The 15,386-nt window shown below is 69.7% G+C and carries 14 protein-coding genes; 12 read left to right on the top strand and 2 right to left on the bottom strand.

All coding sequences use genetic code 11. The features are described 5' to 3' along the window. Positions 1 to 33: 33 nt before the first annotated feature. Positions 34 to 1,011: a Gfo/Idh/MocA family protein gene (locus QSK25_RS08675; RefSeq protein WP_285636058.1), complete on the bottom strand. Its 978-nt coding sequence runs from the start codon at positions 1,009 to 1,011 to the stop codon at positions 34 to 36. Then, positions 1,008 to 2,105 carry a DegT/DnrJ/EryC1/StrS family aminotransferase gene (locus tag QSK25_RS08670; RefSeq protein ID WP_285636055.1) on the bottom strand — a complete coding sequence of 366 codons (1,098 nt, stop codon included), beginning with the start codon at positions 2,103 to 2,105 and terminating at the stop codon, positions 1,008 to 1,010. Before QSK25_RS08670 ends, QSK25_RS08675 begins: the two co-directional genes overlap by 4 nt. Positions 2,106 to 2,363: 258 nt before the next feature. Here QSK25_RS08670 and QSK25_RS08665 point away from each other — a divergent pair, with 258 nt between their 5' ends. The 12 genes from QSK25_RS08665 (at position 2,364) to QSK25_RS08610 (ending at position 15,386) form a co-directional block, all read left to right on the top strand. Then, complete coding sequence (locus QSK25_RS08665) at positions 2,364 to 2,600, top strand: acyl carrier protein (RefSeq protein WP_285636052.1); 237 nt, start codon at positions 2,364 to 2,366, stop codon at positions 2,598 to 2,600. Further along, positions 2,597 to 3,328, top strand: coding sequence for an SDR family NAD(P)-dependent oxidoreductase (locus QSK25_RS08660; RefSeq protein ID WP_285636049.1), 732 nt, complete (start codon positions 2,597 to 2,599; stop codon positions 3,326 to 3,328). The genes QSK25_RS08665 and QSK25_RS08660 overlap by 4 nt, the downstream gene beginning before the upstream one ends. Further along, on the top strand, positions 3,325 to 4,710 hold the full coding sequence (locus QSK25_RS08655; RefSeq protein ID WP_285636046.1) for an AMP-binding protein: 1,386 nt from the start codon (positions 3,325 to 3,327) through the stop codon (positions 4,708 to 4,710). The genes QSK25_RS08660 and QSK25_RS08655 overlap by 4 nt, the downstream gene beginning before the upstream one ends. Continuing rightward, positions 4,707 to 5,774: a LuxE/PaaK family acyltransferase gene (locus QSK25_RS08650; RefSeq protein WP_285636043.1), complete on the top strand. Its 1,068-nt coding sequence runs from the start codon at positions 4,707 to 4,709 to the stop codon at positions 5,772 to 5,774. Before QSK25_RS08655 ends, QSK25_RS08650 begins: the two co-directional genes overlap by 4 nt. Continuing rightward, positions 5,771 to 7,000: an acyl-CoA reductase gene (locus QSK25_RS08645; protein WP_285636040.1), complete on the top strand. Its 1,230-nt coding sequence runs from the start codon at positions 5,771 to 5,773 to the stop codon at positions 6,998 to 7,000. The genes QSK25_RS08650 and QSK25_RS08645 overlap by 4 nt, the downstream gene beginning before the upstream one ends. 43 nt (positions 7,001 to 7,043) lie before the next feature. Next, positions 7,044 to 8,054, top strand: coding sequence for a lysylphosphatidylglycerol synthase transmembrane domain-containing protein (locus QSK25_RS08640; RefSeq protein WP_285636037.1), 1,011 nt, complete (start codon positions 7,044 to 7,046; stop codon positions 8,052 to 8,054). Between the two features lie 227 nt (positions 8,055 to 8,281). Continuing rightward, on the top strand, positions 8,282 to 9,844 hold the full coding sequence (locus QSK25_RS08635) for an LGFP repeat-containing protein (RefSeq protein WP_285636034.1): 1,563 nt from the start codon (positions 8,282 to 8,284) through the stop codon (positions 9,842 to 9,844). A gap of 93 nt (positions 9,845 to 9,937) precedes the next feature. Beyond that, complete coding sequence (locus tag QSK25_RS08630; protein WP_285636021.1) at positions 9,938 to 11,449, top strand: LGFP repeat-containing protein; 1,512 nt, start codon at positions 9,938 to 9,940, stop codon at positions 11,447 to 11,449. 95 nt (positions 11,450 to 11,544) lie between these two features. Further along, the gene (locus QSK25_RS08625) at positions 11,545 to 13,065 is read left to right on the top strand and encodes an LGFP repeat-containing protein (RefSeq protein WP_285636018.1); all 1,521 of its coding nucleotides are present in this window, start codon (positions 11,545 to 11,547) and stop codon (positions 13,063 to 13,065) included. 26 nt (positions 13,066 to 13,091) lie between these two features. Then, on the top strand, positions 13,092 to 14,231 hold the full coding sequence (locus tag QSK25_RS08620) for an LGFP repeat-containing protein (protein WP_285636015.1): 1,140 nt from the start codon (positions 13,092 to 13,094) through the stop codon (positions 14,229 to 14,231). Continuing rightward, complete coding sequence (locus QSK25_RS08615; RefSeq protein WP_285636012.1) at positions 14,155 to 14,571, top strand: LGFP repeat-containing protein; 417 nt, start codon at positions 14,155 to 14,157, stop codon at positions 14,569 to 14,571. The genes QSK25_RS08620 and QSK25_RS08615 overlap by 77 nt, the downstream gene beginning before the upstream one ends. A 95-nt stretch (positions 14,572 to 14,666) precedes the next feature. Beyond that, the gene (locus QSK25_RS08610; protein ID WP_285636009.1) at positions 14,667 to 15,386 is read left to right on the top strand and encodes a DapH/DapD/GlmU-related protein; all 720 of its coding nucleotides are present in this window, start codon (positions 14,667 to 14,669) and stop codon (positions 15,384 to 15,386) included.

Below are 15,386 nucleotides of genomic sequence, written 5' to 3'. Positions count from 1 at the left end.
GATCAAGCGCGTTCCGGCCGTCGTTTCACCCGATCAGACGCGTGCGGCCTGGGGCCGCTGGTCGAACACCTTCGCCACAACGCGGTGTGACGGAAGGATCGCGGAGCGCTCAGCGTCCGCGTCGGCCTCGCCGGCGACGATGTCGAGGAAGTGGTCGAGCTGGGCGGCCAGCGGCTCGCGGGCCGAGACGAGCTCGGGGATCTCGATGATCGACTGCTGGCGGTAGCCGCGGCCGTCCGGCGTGGCGGCGTCGTTCGAGACGTGGCGGTAGATCGTCACGTCGCGGCGCAGCAGGTCGGCCTCGATCAGGCGGTCGACCTCGGTGATCGTGAGCGACCGGACCTTGCGCTGGCCGATGCGGCTCGCGGACACGGTGGCGAGGCCGCCGTCGGAGAAGCCGAGCACCGTCTCCGCCACGTCCTCGGCGCCCTGCACCGAGGTGGGGTGGAAGTAGCCGAACGTGCCCTGGACGTGCGTCGGGTCCTGGCCGCCGAACACGCGGATCGCGAGGTCGACGTCGTGCACCAGGAGGTCCCACGAGACGCCCGTGCGGATGCGCGGCGCGTACGGGGAGTGGCGCGTCGCGGTGACGTGCACCGGGTTGTCCACGAGGGACAGTGCGGTGAGGACGGCCGGGTTGTAGCGCTCCAGCAGACCGCACATCAACGGCACGTCGCGCTTCGCCGACAGCGCCACGACCTCTTCGGACGCCTCGATGCCGGGGCAGACGGGCTTCTCGATGAGCAGCGGCTTGTCCTGGTTCAGGACCTCGAGCGCGAGACCGTGGTGGAACTCGGTCGCGGCGGCGATGACGACGGCGTCCACGTCGGACAGGTCGCCGATCTCCGGGCTCCACTGCGCGTCGTAGCGCTCGGCGATCGCACGGCCGGCCTCTTCGCGGGGCTCGGCCACGCGGACCAGGTCGCAGCGGTCGGACCCGGCGAGCACGCGGGCGTGCAGCGAGCCCATCGTGCCGGTGCCGACGAGCAGGATTCGGGGGTTCGCGGTCACGCGCCCAGCACCTCTCGGATCGTGCCGATGACCGTGTCGAGCTGGTCGTCGGTCAGGTGGGCGTGCACCGGGATCGACAGGCACTGCTGCGCGATCTTCGCGGCGACCGGGTTCTCCGACATGACGACCTGCGGGTGGTCGCGGTAGGCGTCGTAGTCGGTGACGAGCTTGGGGTAGTAGATGCCGTTGCCGATGCCGCGCTCGGTCAGCTTGGCGGCGAACTCGTCACGGGTCAGGGCGGCGTCGTCGCCGATCAGGACCGTGTACTGGTGCCACACGTGCGAGCGGCCGGGCAGCTCGGACGGCGTGCGCAGGCCCTGGACGCCCGCGAGGCCCTCGTTCAGCTTGGCGGCGTTGGCCTTGCGCTTCGCGGTGATCTCGTCGATCTTCGCGAGCTGCGGGATGGCGACGGCGGCCGCGAGGTCGGTGAGCCGGTAGTTGTGGCCGGCCATGACGTACTCGTACCGGGCGCGCATGCCCTGGTTGCGCATGACGCGCAGCTTGTCCGCGATCTCGGCGTCGTTGGTGGTGATGATGCCACCCTCGCCGGTCGTGATGTTCTTCGTCGCGTAGAACGAGAAGCAGCCGAGGCCGAAGCTGCCGGCGCCCTTGCCGTCGAACGTCGCGCCGTGCGCCTGCGCGCTGTCCTCGACGAGCGCGAGACCGTGCTCCTCGGCGAGCGGGGCGATCTTGCCCATGTCCGCGGTCTGGCCGTAGAGGTGGACCGGCATGAGGACCTTGGTCCGCGGGGTGATCGCGGCCGCCATCGACTCGGGGTCGACGCAGAAGTCGTCCTCGCGGATGTCCGCGAACCGGGCCGTGGCACCGGCCTCGAGGATCGCGTTCAGCGTCGCGATGAACGTGAACGGCGAGGTCACGACCTCGTCACCCGGCTGCAGGTCGAGGGCCTGGATGGCCGCGACGAGCGCCGTGGTGCCGTTGTTCACGGCGATGGCGTGCTCGACACCCGCGATCTCGGCGAAGGTGTCCTCGAAGCGCTTGACCATCGGACCCTGCGCGATGACGCCCGAGCGAAGCACTTCGAGCACATACGGCTCCGCGTCGCTCACGTCGACAACGGTGATTGGGATCATTACTCCGTACTTCCCTCTGGAGACCACTGCCGCTTCGACCGGTCCGGCCTGGGCGGATGCGGATTGTCATGGGCTGCCGGGCACGTCAGCGCCGCGAACACCGTCGCAGGCTACCTGTGTTACGCGCGGAGAAACGGCCGGGGTCGGGGGCGTAAGGAGCCTCACCCCGTACCACGGCAAGTCGACACTCCGTGACCCGTTACCCTCGTAGTCCGGGCGGCCGCACGTCACGCAGGCCTGAACACGGGAGAGCACAGCATGGACTTGCAGCAGCGGCTGCGTAACACGTTCGTCGAGGCGCTCGCGCTCGGTGACGACGTGGACGTCGAGAACCTGAAGTACCGCGACATCGACGAGTGGGACTCCGTCGGCCACATGGCGCTGGTCGCGGCCATCGAGGACGAGTTCGACGTCCAGTTCGAAACCGAGCAGGTCATCGACATGAGCAGCTTCAAGGTCGCGCTCGACATGATCAAGGACCTGGGCGCGGAGTGACTCTCTCCGGCAAGGTCGCAGTCGTCACCGGTGGTACCAGGGGCATCGGTCGCGCTACCGCCGCCGCGTTGGCCGAAGCCGGCGCGACGGTCGTGCTGACCGGCCGGGACGAAACCTCCGCGAAACAGATCGCCGCCGAGTTGGGCCCGCAGGTCAGCGGGCTCGGGCTCGATGTGACCGACACCACCGCGGTGAAGGACGCCTTCAAGGCGATCGCCAAGGAGCACGGCCGCATCGACGCGCTGGTCGCGAGTGCGGGCGTCATGGAGGGCGCGCTGATCGGCATGATCGGCGACGACCTCATCGAGCGCCAGTTCGCCACCAACGTCACGGGCGCGATCGTGTCCGTGCAGGCCGCCGCCCGCGTGATGATGCGCAAGAAGACCGGCTCGATCGTGCTGCTCGGCTCGATCGTCGGTGAGCGGGGCAACGCCGGCCAGTCCGTGTACGGCGCCACCAAGGCCGCCGTCACGTCGCTGGCGAAGTCCTCCGCGAAGGAGCTCGGCCGCTACGGCATCCGCGTCAACGCGGTCGCCCCCGGCGTGATCGAGACCGACCTGACCGCCGGTCAGTCCGAAGAGGTCCTGGACCGCGTCCGCAAGGACACCGCGCTCGGCCGCCTCGGTGCCGCCGACGAGGTCGCCAAGGTCATCAGGTTCCTCGTCAGCGACGAGGCGTCGTTCGTGACGGGGCAGGTGCTCGGCGTCGACGGGGGGCTCGTGCAGTGAGCCTGCTGGCCCCCGGCGCACGCCTCGTGGACGCGACGTCCGGCGAGGTGCTCGCCGGACCCGAGCTCCGCGCTGCCGTCGAGAAGATCTCCGCCGAACTGTCCGCTTTGCCCGCCGGTGTGCTGTTCGCCCGCACGTCGGTCGACGTCCAGAGCGTGCTGCGCTACGTCGCCGCGTTCGAGTCCGGCCGGGCCGTCGCGCTGCTCGACGCCGGTCAGGACCGCGACGTCCTGCTCGGCCTGGTCGAGCGCTTCCGCCCCGCCGCCGTGCTCGGCGCGGAGGGTGAGCCCCCTGCCGGGTACACCGCCGAGTGGGTCCGCGAGGACGCCGCCGGTGTCGTGCCGCACCCCGACCTCGCCGTCCTGCTGCCGACCAGCGGCTCGACCGGCAACCCCAAGTTCGTCCGGCTCTCCCGCCAGGCCGTGCTGGCCAACGCCGAGGCGATCGCCGAGGTCCTCGGCATCACCGCGGACGAGGTGGCGCCGACGAGCCTGCCGCTGCACTACAGCTACGGCATGTCCGTGCTGAACAGCCACCTGCTGCGCGGCGCGACCGTCGTGGTCGAGCCGACCGGCGTCATGGGTCGCGCGTTCTGGACCGCGGTGGACGAGCACAAGATCACGTCGCTGGCCGGCGTCCCGTACCACTACGAGATGCTCAAGCGGCTGCGGTTCGACCCGGCCAAGTACCCGAGCCTGCGCACGATCACGCAGGCCGGCGGCAAGCTGCGCGAGGACCTGGTCGTCGAGTTCAACGAGAAGATGCTCGCCGTCGGCGGCCGCATGTACGTCATGTACGGCCAGACCGAGGCGGCCCCGCGGATGGCCACCGTGCCCGCGGAGAAGCTCGCGGAGAAGATCGGCAGCGCCGGTCCCGCGCTGCCCGGCGGCGCGTTCTCCATCAGGCTCGAGGACGGGTCCGAAACGTCCGATCCGGACGTCGTGGGCGAGGTGCTCTACCGAGGCCCCAACGTGATGATGGGGTACGCGGAGTCCGAGGCCGAACTGTCCGAACCGGACGTCCGAGGTGGACTGCTGGAGACCGGCGACCTCGGCCGCCTCGACGCGGACGGCTACCTGTTCATCACCGGGCGGCTGAAGCGGATCGGCAAGGTCTTCGGCAACCGCGTCAACCTGGACGACCTGGAACAAATGCTGCGCGGTTCCGGGTTGGACATCGGTGCGGCGGCCGCGGTGCCGGCCGGCGACAAGGTCGTCGTCTGGGCCGAGAACTGCGCTGCCGACACGCGCAAGGCGGCTGCCAAGGCACTGTCCGAGAAGCTGCACATGCACGTGTCCGGATTCGACGTGCGGGACATCGACGCACTCCCGCTGCTGCCCAGCGGGAAGATCGACTACCGCTCCCTGGAGGGACGCGCGTGACCACCACTGCCGAGAGCGTGTTCGGCCTGAGCCAGGCCGAGCGCGAGGCGGCGCTGCTGCCCGTGCTCACCGAGCTGACCGAGCACCACCGCACCGGCGGCGAGCCCTACGACCGCATCCTGAGCTCGCTGGGCATCCCGCGCGGTGCCTCGTTCGACTCGGTCGAGCAGCTGCCGTGGCTGCCGGTGCGGATGTTCAAGCACCACGTGCTGAAGTCCGTGCCCGACGACGAGGTCTTCAAGGTGCTGACCTCGTCCGGCACGACCGGCGCCGAGGTGTCGCGCATCTACCTGGACAAGGAAGCGGCGGCCGACCAGCCGCGCTACCTCGGCAAGACGCTGCGCACCGTGCTCGGCGACCAGCGCCTGCCGATGCTGATGGTCGACACCATCGGCATCATCAAGAACCGCCGCTCGTTCTCCGCCCGCGGCGCCGGCGTGCTCGGCATGGCCAACTTCGGCCGCAAGCACGTCTACGCGCTCGACGAGAACGACCGCCCGGACGTGGAGGCCATCAAGGGGTTCCTCGCGAACCACGGCAACGAGCCGTTCCTCATCTTCGGCTTCACGTTCATGGTGTGGCAGTACCTCTACGAGGTCGCCCGTGAGCACGAGTTGGACCTCTCGAACGGCATCCTCATCCACTCCGGTGGCTGGAAGAAGCTGATCGACCGCGCCGTCGACAACGCGGAGTTCCGCCGCGCGTTCGCCGCGGACACGGGTCTGACCCGGATCCACAACTACTACGGCATGGTCGAGCAGCTCGGCACCGTCTTCGTCGAGGGCCCGAGCGGCAACTCGCTGTACTGCCCGGACTTCGCGGACGTCGTCATCCGCGACCCGGAGACGTGGCGCGAGCAACCCGTCGGCGTCCCGGGCGTCATCGAAGTGGTGAGCACCGTGCCGCGGTCCTACCCGGGCCACGTGCTGCTCACCGAGGACCTCGGTGTCGTCCACGGCATCGACGACGGCGACTGGCCCGGCAAGCGCTTCTCCGTGCTCGGCCGCCTGCCCCGCGCCGAGGCGCGCGGATGTTCCGACACGTTCAGCGGGAGCCCGGCGTGAGTGTTGAGCAGCGTTTCCCGGCAGGCCCGGCCGTCGAGGTCGACGCCCTGCTCGCGGAGATCACGGCCGAGCCCGAGGGCGGCTACCTGTCCGTGGGCGACGAGCGCGTCGTGCAGTTCCTGGTGAAGTTCGCCCGCAAGCTCCTCGCGCCCGCCACCGCGCGGCGCTACCCGGAGCTCGCGTCGCTCGGCTTCTTCCTGCGCAAGGGCGAGATCGCGAAGGCCCTGTCCACGCTGGAGACCAGCGGCGACCAGCTGAGGTTCCCGCGCGGCGTCGTCTTCCACGTGCCACCGGCCAACGTGGACACGATCTTCGTCTACTCCTGGGCGTTGTCCGCGCTCGCCGGCAACCCGAACGTCGTGCGCATCTCGCCGCGCTCGCAGGGGGCCGCGCAGGCCGTCATCGAGGCGCTGAACGAGTCGCTGGCGGAGGCCCACCCGGCCATCGCGCAGACCCAGCGCATGATCACGTACGGGCGCGACGAGGCCGTCACGTCCGCGCTGTCCGCCGCCTGCGACCTGCGGGTCATCTGGGGCGGCGACCGGTCGGTGGCCGAGGTGCGCAAGTCCGCGCTGGCACCGCACGCCCGTGACCTCACGTTCCCGGACCGCGCGTCGTTCGCCGCCGTCTCGGTCGCCGGCTGGGAAGCCGCGACGCCCGAGCAGCGCAGGGACGCGGCGATCGGGTTCTACAACGACTCCTACTGGTTCGACCAGGCCGCCTGTTCCTCGCCGCGCACCCTGTTCTGGGTCGGTGACGACGAGCGCGCGAAGCCCGCCAGGGAGGAGTTCCGCACGCTGCTCGCCGAGGTCGTGGCGAGCAAGCAGTTCGTCGTCGAACCGGCCATGGCCGTGCAGAAGCGCGTCTCCGCGTACGGCGTCGCGGCCGAGGGCCACGCCACGGAGATCCGGTTCGAGGGCAACGCGGTCGCGACGCTCGAACTCGTCGAGGCCGCCGACGTGCCGCGCGAGTGGCTCGGCGTCGGCACGTTCCCGCAGGCGACGATCAGCGACCTGGCCGAGTTCGGCCGGATCGTGCAGCGCAAGGACCAGACGCTCAGCGTGTTCGGTTTCGACCGCGACGAGGTGATGACCTTCACCCGCCGGCTCGCCGGGCGTGGCATCGACCGGGTCGTCCCCTTCGGATCGGCCCTCAGCTTCGCGGCCGTTTGGGACGGCTACGATCTGCTGTCCGAGTTCAGTCGCATCACGACGGTCACCGTCTGAGTCGATGCCGCCTCAACCACCAACCTCCACCGGAGACCACCAGATGACCACTGTCGAGGCAGATGCGGACATCGCAGAGGTTCCGCCAGAGAGCACGAAGACCACCAAGGGCAAGATCATCCAATGGGGTCGCCGGCTCATGGTGGTCCTGGTCATCGGGTTCACCGCCTACGCGTTGATCACCAAGTGGAACGACGTGTGGCACACGATCTCCGCGGTGGCGTGGCAGTCGAGCCTGCTCAGTCAGCTCGCGGTGATGGCGGCCATCGGGTTCAACACGTTCGCGTGGCAGACGATCATCGACGACCTGGGCAAGCCGATCGGTGTGTTCCGCGGCGGCATGATCTGCCTCGTCGGCGGCCTCGGCAAGTACGTCCCCGGCTCGGTGTGGGCCTACCTGCTGCAGATGGAGCTCGGCCGCAAGGCGGGCCTGCCGCGCGCCCGCATCTTCACCGGTTCGCTGATCCAGCTCGGCATCGCCACGGTCGCGTCGCTGCTGCTCGGCGTCCTGGCCCTGCCGGTGATCTTCAAGGAGACCCCGCAGGCGGTCTGGCTGTTCGCGCTGCTGCCCATCGGCCTCATCGCGCTGCACCCGAAGATCCTGACCTGGGGCACCTCGCTGGTGCTCAAGACGCTGCGCCGCCCGCCGCTCGACCACCAGCTGCGCTGGGGCACGATCGGCAAGGTCCTCGGCTTCTCGATGCTCGGCTACATCGCGTTCGGCGCCCACATGTGGCTGCTGGCGAACTCCGTCGGCGCGCCCGGCGTGAGCGGTCTGGTGCTGTGCATCGGTGCGATGGCGATCAGCCTCACGGCCGGTCTGTTCGCGTTCTTCCTGCCGTCCGGTGCGGGTGTGCGCGAGGGCGTCATCGTCGCGGTGCTCGCGGCGAGCGGCATCGACCCGATCCAGGCGCTGGCGTTCGCCGTCGCCTCGCGGTTGATGTTCATCATCGCCGACGTCGTGACCGCGGGTGCGGCCGCCGCCATCGCGACCTACCGCAAGCGCCAGGCGGAAGCGCGCATCGCCGCGGCCGCCGCGGCAGCCGGTCAGTGACCATTCAAGACTGATCGTTTCTCGCCAATAGAATCATTCCATCGATCCGGCGGGCAGTTTCGTTACACGCGAAACTGTCCGCCGGATGTGTTTAGAGCATCTACAGATTTTTCTCGCCAGGGCGCCATTCTTCGTGCAGACTGGCCGCAATCCTGCTGATCGAACCCTCTGGTGGGGCCTTCGGGTTCGTCGGCAGACGTACAATTTGCCCTGGGGGAGTTATCAGCATGTCTCGTCGTGCTGTCTCGCTCGTCGCTGCCGTTGCGGCCGCGACTGCGGGACTTTTGCCGATCATCACGTCCACGGCGGCCAACGCCGCGCCCGTCGTCCAGCAGCAGCAGAACTCGGTCACCAAGCTGGCGGCCGAGAAGTGGGAGGACTCGCCGGTCTACAAGAAGTGGGTCGCCCTCGGCGGCGCCGCTTTCGCCGGTGACAAGGTGGGCGAGGAGGTCGTCCAGTCGGACGGCATCCGCTACGCCAAGTTCTCCAAGAACGTCGTCATCACGTGGAAGGACGGCGTCGGCGCGTACTGGTTCTCCGGAGCCATCGCCGCGCGCTGGGAGTTCGTCTCGGTCAAGGACGGCATCGCGAGCACCGTCGCGACCATGGACCAGGTGGCGGCCAACCGCGGTGCGCAGGCCGGTGCCGCGACCGCGTTCCTCGACGGCTCCTCGGTCTACTACTCCGACGCCTACGGTGCCTACGGCATCAGCGGCACCAACCGCGCCAAGTTCTGGGCCAACGGCAGCATCACCGGCCGGTTCGGTCTGCTGACCTCCGAGGAGCACATCCACTCCGCGGGCGGCAAGTCCCAGAGCTTCAGCGAAGCCGTCGTGTTCTACAAGAAGGACGGCACCGACACGCCGTACTGGATCAGTGGCGCGCTGCGCGACCAGTACCACTCCGACGGCGGCCCCAGCGGCCCCGCCGGCTGGCTGACGCGCGACCAGGTCGAGGCGCCCGGCAGCGGCTGGACCGCGGGCATCACCGGCGGCACGATCTACTGGAGCGCCGCGACCGGTGCCCAGCGCCTGACCGGCGACATCGAGGCCAAGTTCGTGCAGCAGGGCGGCCCCGGTGGCCACGCCGGCTACCCGATCAGCGGCGTCAAGCCGGTCGGCACCGGCACCTACGCGCAGTTCCGCAACGCCGTCGAGATCTACCACTCGGCCGCGACCGGTGCGCACTGGCTGAGCGGCGGTCTGCGGGACCACCTGCAGGTCAACGGCGGCGTCACGGGTCCGCTGGGCTTCCCGACCTCCGACCAGTTCGCGACGACCGGCCGCAACGGCCTGTACGTCCTGTTCGGGCCGAGCAAGGTCATCCTGTGGGGCCCGACGACCGGCGCCCGCGTCGTCCAGGACCAGTACCTGGCGAAGCTGCGCGCGGACGGCGACGTCCGCGACTACGGCCTGCCGGAGACCGGCATCGCCCAGGTCGGCCCGTACAACTTCCAGCAGTTCCAGGACGCGTCGATCTTCGACGGCAACGGTCGCAACACCATCACCATCGGCTGGGACTTCCGCCGCGGCTGGTGGCAGCTCGGTGGCTACTCCGGCTTCCTCGGCATGGCCACGACCGACGTGTACTGGATCGCGGACGGCGTCATCGGTCAGAACTTCGACGGTGGCTACCTGTACTGCGACTACAACGAGGGCCAGTGCTACTACAACACCTGGAACTCGGCCGCTGCCAAGACCGCGTCGGCCGACCAGCCCAAGGTGACGCTGGACAAGGCGCGTGCGGAGGGCAAGAAGCTCATCCCCACCGCCAAGGCGCCGCGCAAGTGATCTTGAGCAGTTCCCGCTAGACGAGGGCTGGTGTCCACAGTGGACGCCAGCCCTCTCGCACGTCCGCCACAGATTTCGGGGGTTCTGGAAAGCATGTCCGTCCGACGTTGTACCGCCCTGGTCGTCGCTCTCGCGGCCTCGACCGCGGCGTTGCTGCCGATCACGCTGGGCACCGCCGCGGCCGAGCCCGGCCAGGTCACGAAGCTCGCCGCCGACCGGTGGGAGGACTCACCGGTCCACGCCAAGTGGGTCTCGCTCGGCGGCGCGTCGTTCGCCGGCGAGAAGGTGGGCGACGAGGTCGTCCTCTCCAACGGCATCCGCTACGCCAAGTTCGCCAAGTTCGACATCATCATCAGCTGGCGTGAAGGTGCCGGTGCGCACTGGATGTCCGGCGCGATCGCCCGCAAGTGGCAGAGCGGTGGGAGCGTGCCCACCTCGGCCGCGACCATGGACCAGGTCGCGGCGAACCGCGGGTCGCAGGCCGGCGCCGCCATCGCCTACGACACCGGCTACTCCGTGTACTACTCGGACGCCTACGGCGCGTACGCCGTCGGTGGCAAGCAGCGCGACAAGTACTGGGCGACCGGTGCCGTGACCGGCCTCTTCGGCTGGCCCACCACCGACCAGATCGCGCTGGCCGACAGCGGCGGCGTGGAGCAGCGGTTCAGCGAGGCCGTGTCGCTGTTCCAGCAGGTGCCCGCGCAGTCCGAGGCGATGTGGATCAGTGGAGCCCTGCGGGACAAGTACCGCGAGAAGGGCGGGCCCAACGGGTTCGGCTGGCTGTGGCGGGACCAGGACGTCCAGCACAACAACGGCTGGGCCGTGCACACCGACAACGGCAGCATCTACTGGTCGGCTTCCACCGGTGCGCACGCGGTGAGCCCGAAGACCAACGCGAAGCTGAACATGGGTGGAGGCGTCAGCGGGCACCTCGGATACCCGACCACCGACACGGCGGACGCGGTCGAGGGTGAGATCACGGAGTTCGCGGCCGGCAAGTCGGTGTACGTCTCCCCGCTGGGCGACGCGTTCTGGATGGGTGGCCGGATCCGGGACGAGTACGGGATGAACGGTGGGCCCGGCGCGTTCCTCGGCTGGCCGAAGTCCGACCAGACCGCCGCTTCCGGGACCGACGGGCAGTACGTGCTGTTCGGCGAGGACCGGGACAAGGTCATCCTGTGGGGTCCGCGCACCGGGGCGCACGTCGTGTCCGGGCCGGTCCTGCAGAAGGTGCGCGCCGGTGGTGACGTCGCCGTGTACGGCCTGCCGCAGTACGGGCAGATGGCCGTCGGGACCTCGTTCGAGTTCCAGCAGTTCGAGAAGGCCACCGTGTTCCTGCGGCCGGACGGGCTCGTGCCCACCCTCGCCGGCGACTTCCGCGCGTTCTGGTGGCAGATCGGTGGAGCCGGTGGGCCGCTGGGGATTCCGCGCGGGGACGTGTACCGCGACTCGCCCGACTTCTTCGTGCAGGACTTCGACAACGGCGTGATGTGGTGCGACTACGCGTTCGGCGAGTGCTCCTACGCGCTCAACGACGGCGGGTCGCTGGCCGTCGCGAAGAAGGGCCGCGCCGAGGGACCCACGTTCCGGGTCTCGCGTCGATGAGCTGATCGAAGGTTTTTGCCTTGAGGGCCGGTGCGGGACAACCCCGCGCCGGCCCTCGCGCGTATCTACGGCGGGGACAGTTCACGTTGGTGGATATGGGGGTTCTGGGGGACATGTTCGTCAAACGTGCTGTGGTTCTGGTCGCCGCGTTGGTGGCGTCCGTGGTGGGAGCGAGCACCGCCCAGGCGGCCGCTCCCGACTGGGAGAGCTCGCCGGTGCGGGCCAAGTGGCAGGCGCTGGGTGGTGCCTCGTTCGCGGGGGAGAAGGTCGGCGACGAGGTCGTGCTGGCCAACGGCATCCGGTGGGCCGAGTTCTCGAAGTACGACATCGTCATCACGTGGCGTGAAAGCGCTGGGGCGCACTGGATGTCCGGTGCGATCTCGCGGTTGTGGCTCACCACGAAGCCGGCCGTGGCGGCGGCGACGATGGACCAGGTGCCGTTGAGCCGGGGCGGGGAGGCCGGAGCGGCGATCGCTTACGACACGGACTACTCGGTCTACTACTCCGACCTGTACGGCGCGTTCCCGATCTCCGGTGAGGAGCGGGACGCGTACTGGCGCAACGGAAGCGTCTACGGCGTCTTCGGGTGGCCGGTCAGCGGACCGCTGGCGACGCCCAGCAGGCCGGGTGGTGTCGAGCAGCGGTTCAGCCAGGCCGTGAGCACCTTCCGCCAGCCCGGTGGACCGGCGCGGTGGATCAGCGGCGCGTTGCGGGACAAGTTCCGCGAGATCGGCGGTCCCGGTGGCCCGGACGGCAACTCGCTCTGGCTCGCGTACGACCAGACCGCCCAGCCGGGCAACGGGTGGAACGTGCCCCTCTTCGGCACCGGCGGGATCTACTGGTCGCCCGAGACGGGTGCGCGCTTGCTCGACGCCGGCGCGTACAACAAGTACGTGAGCCTCGACGGGCCGTACGGTTCGTTCGGATATCCGATGACGGACACGTACCACGCCGGCAACGGGACCACTCGTGGCACGGTGACGGACTTCGCCCGCAACGCGTCGATCTACAAGGGACCCGGCGTCACGCACGAGGTGTACCTCGACAAGGCCATGCGGGCCGAGTACGTGCGCAACGGTGGTCCCCAGGGGTACCTCGACTGGCCGCAGATCGACCCGACGCCCGCGCCGGGGACGGACGGCAGGTACTCGTTGTTCGGGCAGGCGCGGAACACGGCGCTCCTCTCGGGGCCGCGCACCGGCACGCACTTCGTCGTGGAGGACTTCCTGACCCCGCTGCGCCGGGGTGGTGACGTCGCGGTCTACGGCCTGCCGCAGACCGACAGGCTGTTCACGGGCAACTACTCGTTCCAGCAGTTCGAGAGGGCCACGCTCTTCAACAGCGGCGCCGCGGTGACGACGCTCGGCTGGACGTGGCGCGACATCTGGTGGCAGCTCGGCGGCACCGGGAGCGTGCTCGGCATGCCGATCTCGAACGTCCACGCGGTCACGCCCGACGTCGAGGGGCAGGACTTCGAGGACGGCTGGATCGCGTACTACACCGACGTCGACGAGTGGTACTGGGGAACCGGGAAGGCGCAGGCAGGTCTCAGCCTGGAGAAGGCCCGGGAAATCGGCACCCGAATTCACGCCAGGACGTATTCTCCGCGCAATTGATTTCGCGGTCCTGGGGGTGCGTAGGAGTGTTCGTCAGACGTTGCGCCGCGGTCGTCGTCGCCTTCGTGGCGGCGACGGCCGTGGCGGGAACCGCGCAGGCTGCTCCTGACTGGAACAGCTCGCCGGTGAAGGCGAAGTGGGAGGCACTCGGCGGTGCCTCGTTCGCCGGCGAGAAGGTGGGCGACGAGGTCGTCCTCGAGAACGGGATCCGCTGGGCGAGGTTCTCCAGGTACGACATCGTGATCACGTGGCGTGAAAGCGCTGGGGCGCACTGGATGTCCGGTGCGATCTCGCGGCTGTGGCTCGGTACGAGCCCCGCCACGTCCGCCGCGACGATGGACCAGGTGCCGGTGAACCGGGGCGCGCAGGCGGGCGCGGCCATCGCGTACGACACGGGCTACTCGGTCTACTACTCGGACGCGTACGGCGCCCACGCCGTCGGGGGCCCGACGCGGGACAAGTACTGGGCCAACGGCAGCGTCACCGGCCGGTTCGGCTGGCCCACCAGCGGGCGGCTCGACATCGGTGACGGCACCGGGACCGAGCAGCGCTTCAGCGAGGCCGTGAGCTTCTTCGACCAGGCCGGCGAGATGCCGCCGTTCTGGATCAGCGGTGCCCTGCGCGACAAGTACCGGTCGCTGGGCGGTCCGGAACCCACCTCACGCGTCGACTGGCTCACGTCGGACCAGGTCGAGCAGCCCGGTGGCGGCTGGAGCGTCCAGATCCACGGCAACGAGGGGATCTACTGGTCGCCGGCGACCGGAGCGGCGTTAGTCCACTCCGGCCCGAACGAGGTCTACCTGGCGAAGGGCGGTCCGGCTGGTCCGTTCGGTTACCCGAAGGGGGACACCAGGCGGCGCTCCGGCGAACCGGGCGAGCAGAGCAACGTCACCGAGTTCGTCCAGAACTACGGGCTCTACCAGGCCGACCACGTCCGCGGCACGTACTGGATGGGTGGCGGTCTCCGCGACACCTACGAGGCGATCGAGACCAGCTCCGGTCAGCGCCTCGGTGACCCGAGGACCAACCCCGCCCCCGGCGCAGGGCACGGACGGCCAGTACGTCCTGTTCGACGAGGACCTGGGCGCCGTGCTGCTGTGGGGTCCGCGCACCGGTGGTCACGCCCTGCGCGGACCGGCGCTCGCCGAACTGCGCGCGGGCGGTGACGTGGCGGCGTACGGCCTCCCGCAGCACGTGCACGGGCTCACCTGGGGCGACGACGGCTTCGCGCAGTTCGAGAAGGCCTCGATCTTCGTCTCCGGCGGCACGGCCCTGACCCTCGGCTGGGAGTTCCGCGACGTGTGGTGGCTGACCGGCGGCACGAGCAGCGGGCTCGGCATGGCCACGGCCAACCGCCGCCAGATCGAGCCGAACGTCTGGGCGCAGTCCTACAACCACGGCTGGATCGTCTGCGACCACGGGCTCGCCGAGTGCCGCTACGGCCTGCACATGACCGTGGAGCAGGTCCGGGCGCAGGGCACGAGGGTCGCCATCGCCCGCCGCTGACCCGGGCCGGACACGTCGGGGCCGGTGCGGGACGACCCGCGCCGGCCCCTTCTCCGTACACTCGCGGCATCCCCACGTCCCTGAGGAGCATGATCGTGAGCAAGGTCCACTCCAGCGCCTTCGTCGGCGAAGGTGTCGAACTCGGTGAGCGGGTCACCATCGGGCCCAACGCGGTCGTGCTCGGTCCGGCGCGCATCGGCGACGACGTGTGGATCGGCCCCGGCTGCGTCATCGGCACGCCACCGGAGATCAGCAGCGAGCCGCACAACCGCGCCTGGGACGGCGAACTCGCGCACGCCGGCGTGGAGATCGGCGCGCGCACGGTGGTCCGCGAGCTGAGCACCATCCACCAGGGCAGCTACCGGCCCACCCGGATCGGGGCCGACTGCTGGCTGCTCAACCGCGTGTACGTGGCGCACGACAGCCAGGTCGGCGACGCGGTCACGCTGTCCGCGGGCACGAGCCTCGGCGGGCACGTCCAGATCGGCGACCGGGTCAACGTCGGCATGAACGCCGTCGTGCACCAGCGCCGCGTCATCGGCACCGGCGCGATGGTCGGCATGGGCAGCGCCGTCACGCGCGACGTGCCGCCGTTCGCCAAGGCCTACGGCAGCCCGGCCAAGCTGCACGGCGTGAACGCGGTCGGCATGACCCGCTCCGGCGTGCCCGAGGACGTCGTGCGGCTGCTGGACGCGGCCTACGCCGAGCTGCGCGTGCCGACGGACGTGCCCGAGTCGCTCGCCGAGGCCTTCGCCTGGTGGAACTCGGTCGAGCCCGCCCGCCCGCTCGCCCAGTCGTTCTCCGAGCAGCGCTAG

The organism is Lentzea sp. NBRC 102530 (assembly GCF_030269365.1).
GTDB lineage: Bacteria > Actinomycetota > Actinomycetes > Mycobacteriales > Pseudonocardiaceae > Lentzea.
The sequence above is the reverse complement of the archived record's forward strand: the minus strand, read 5'-3'. Positions and strand labels throughout refer to the sequence as shown.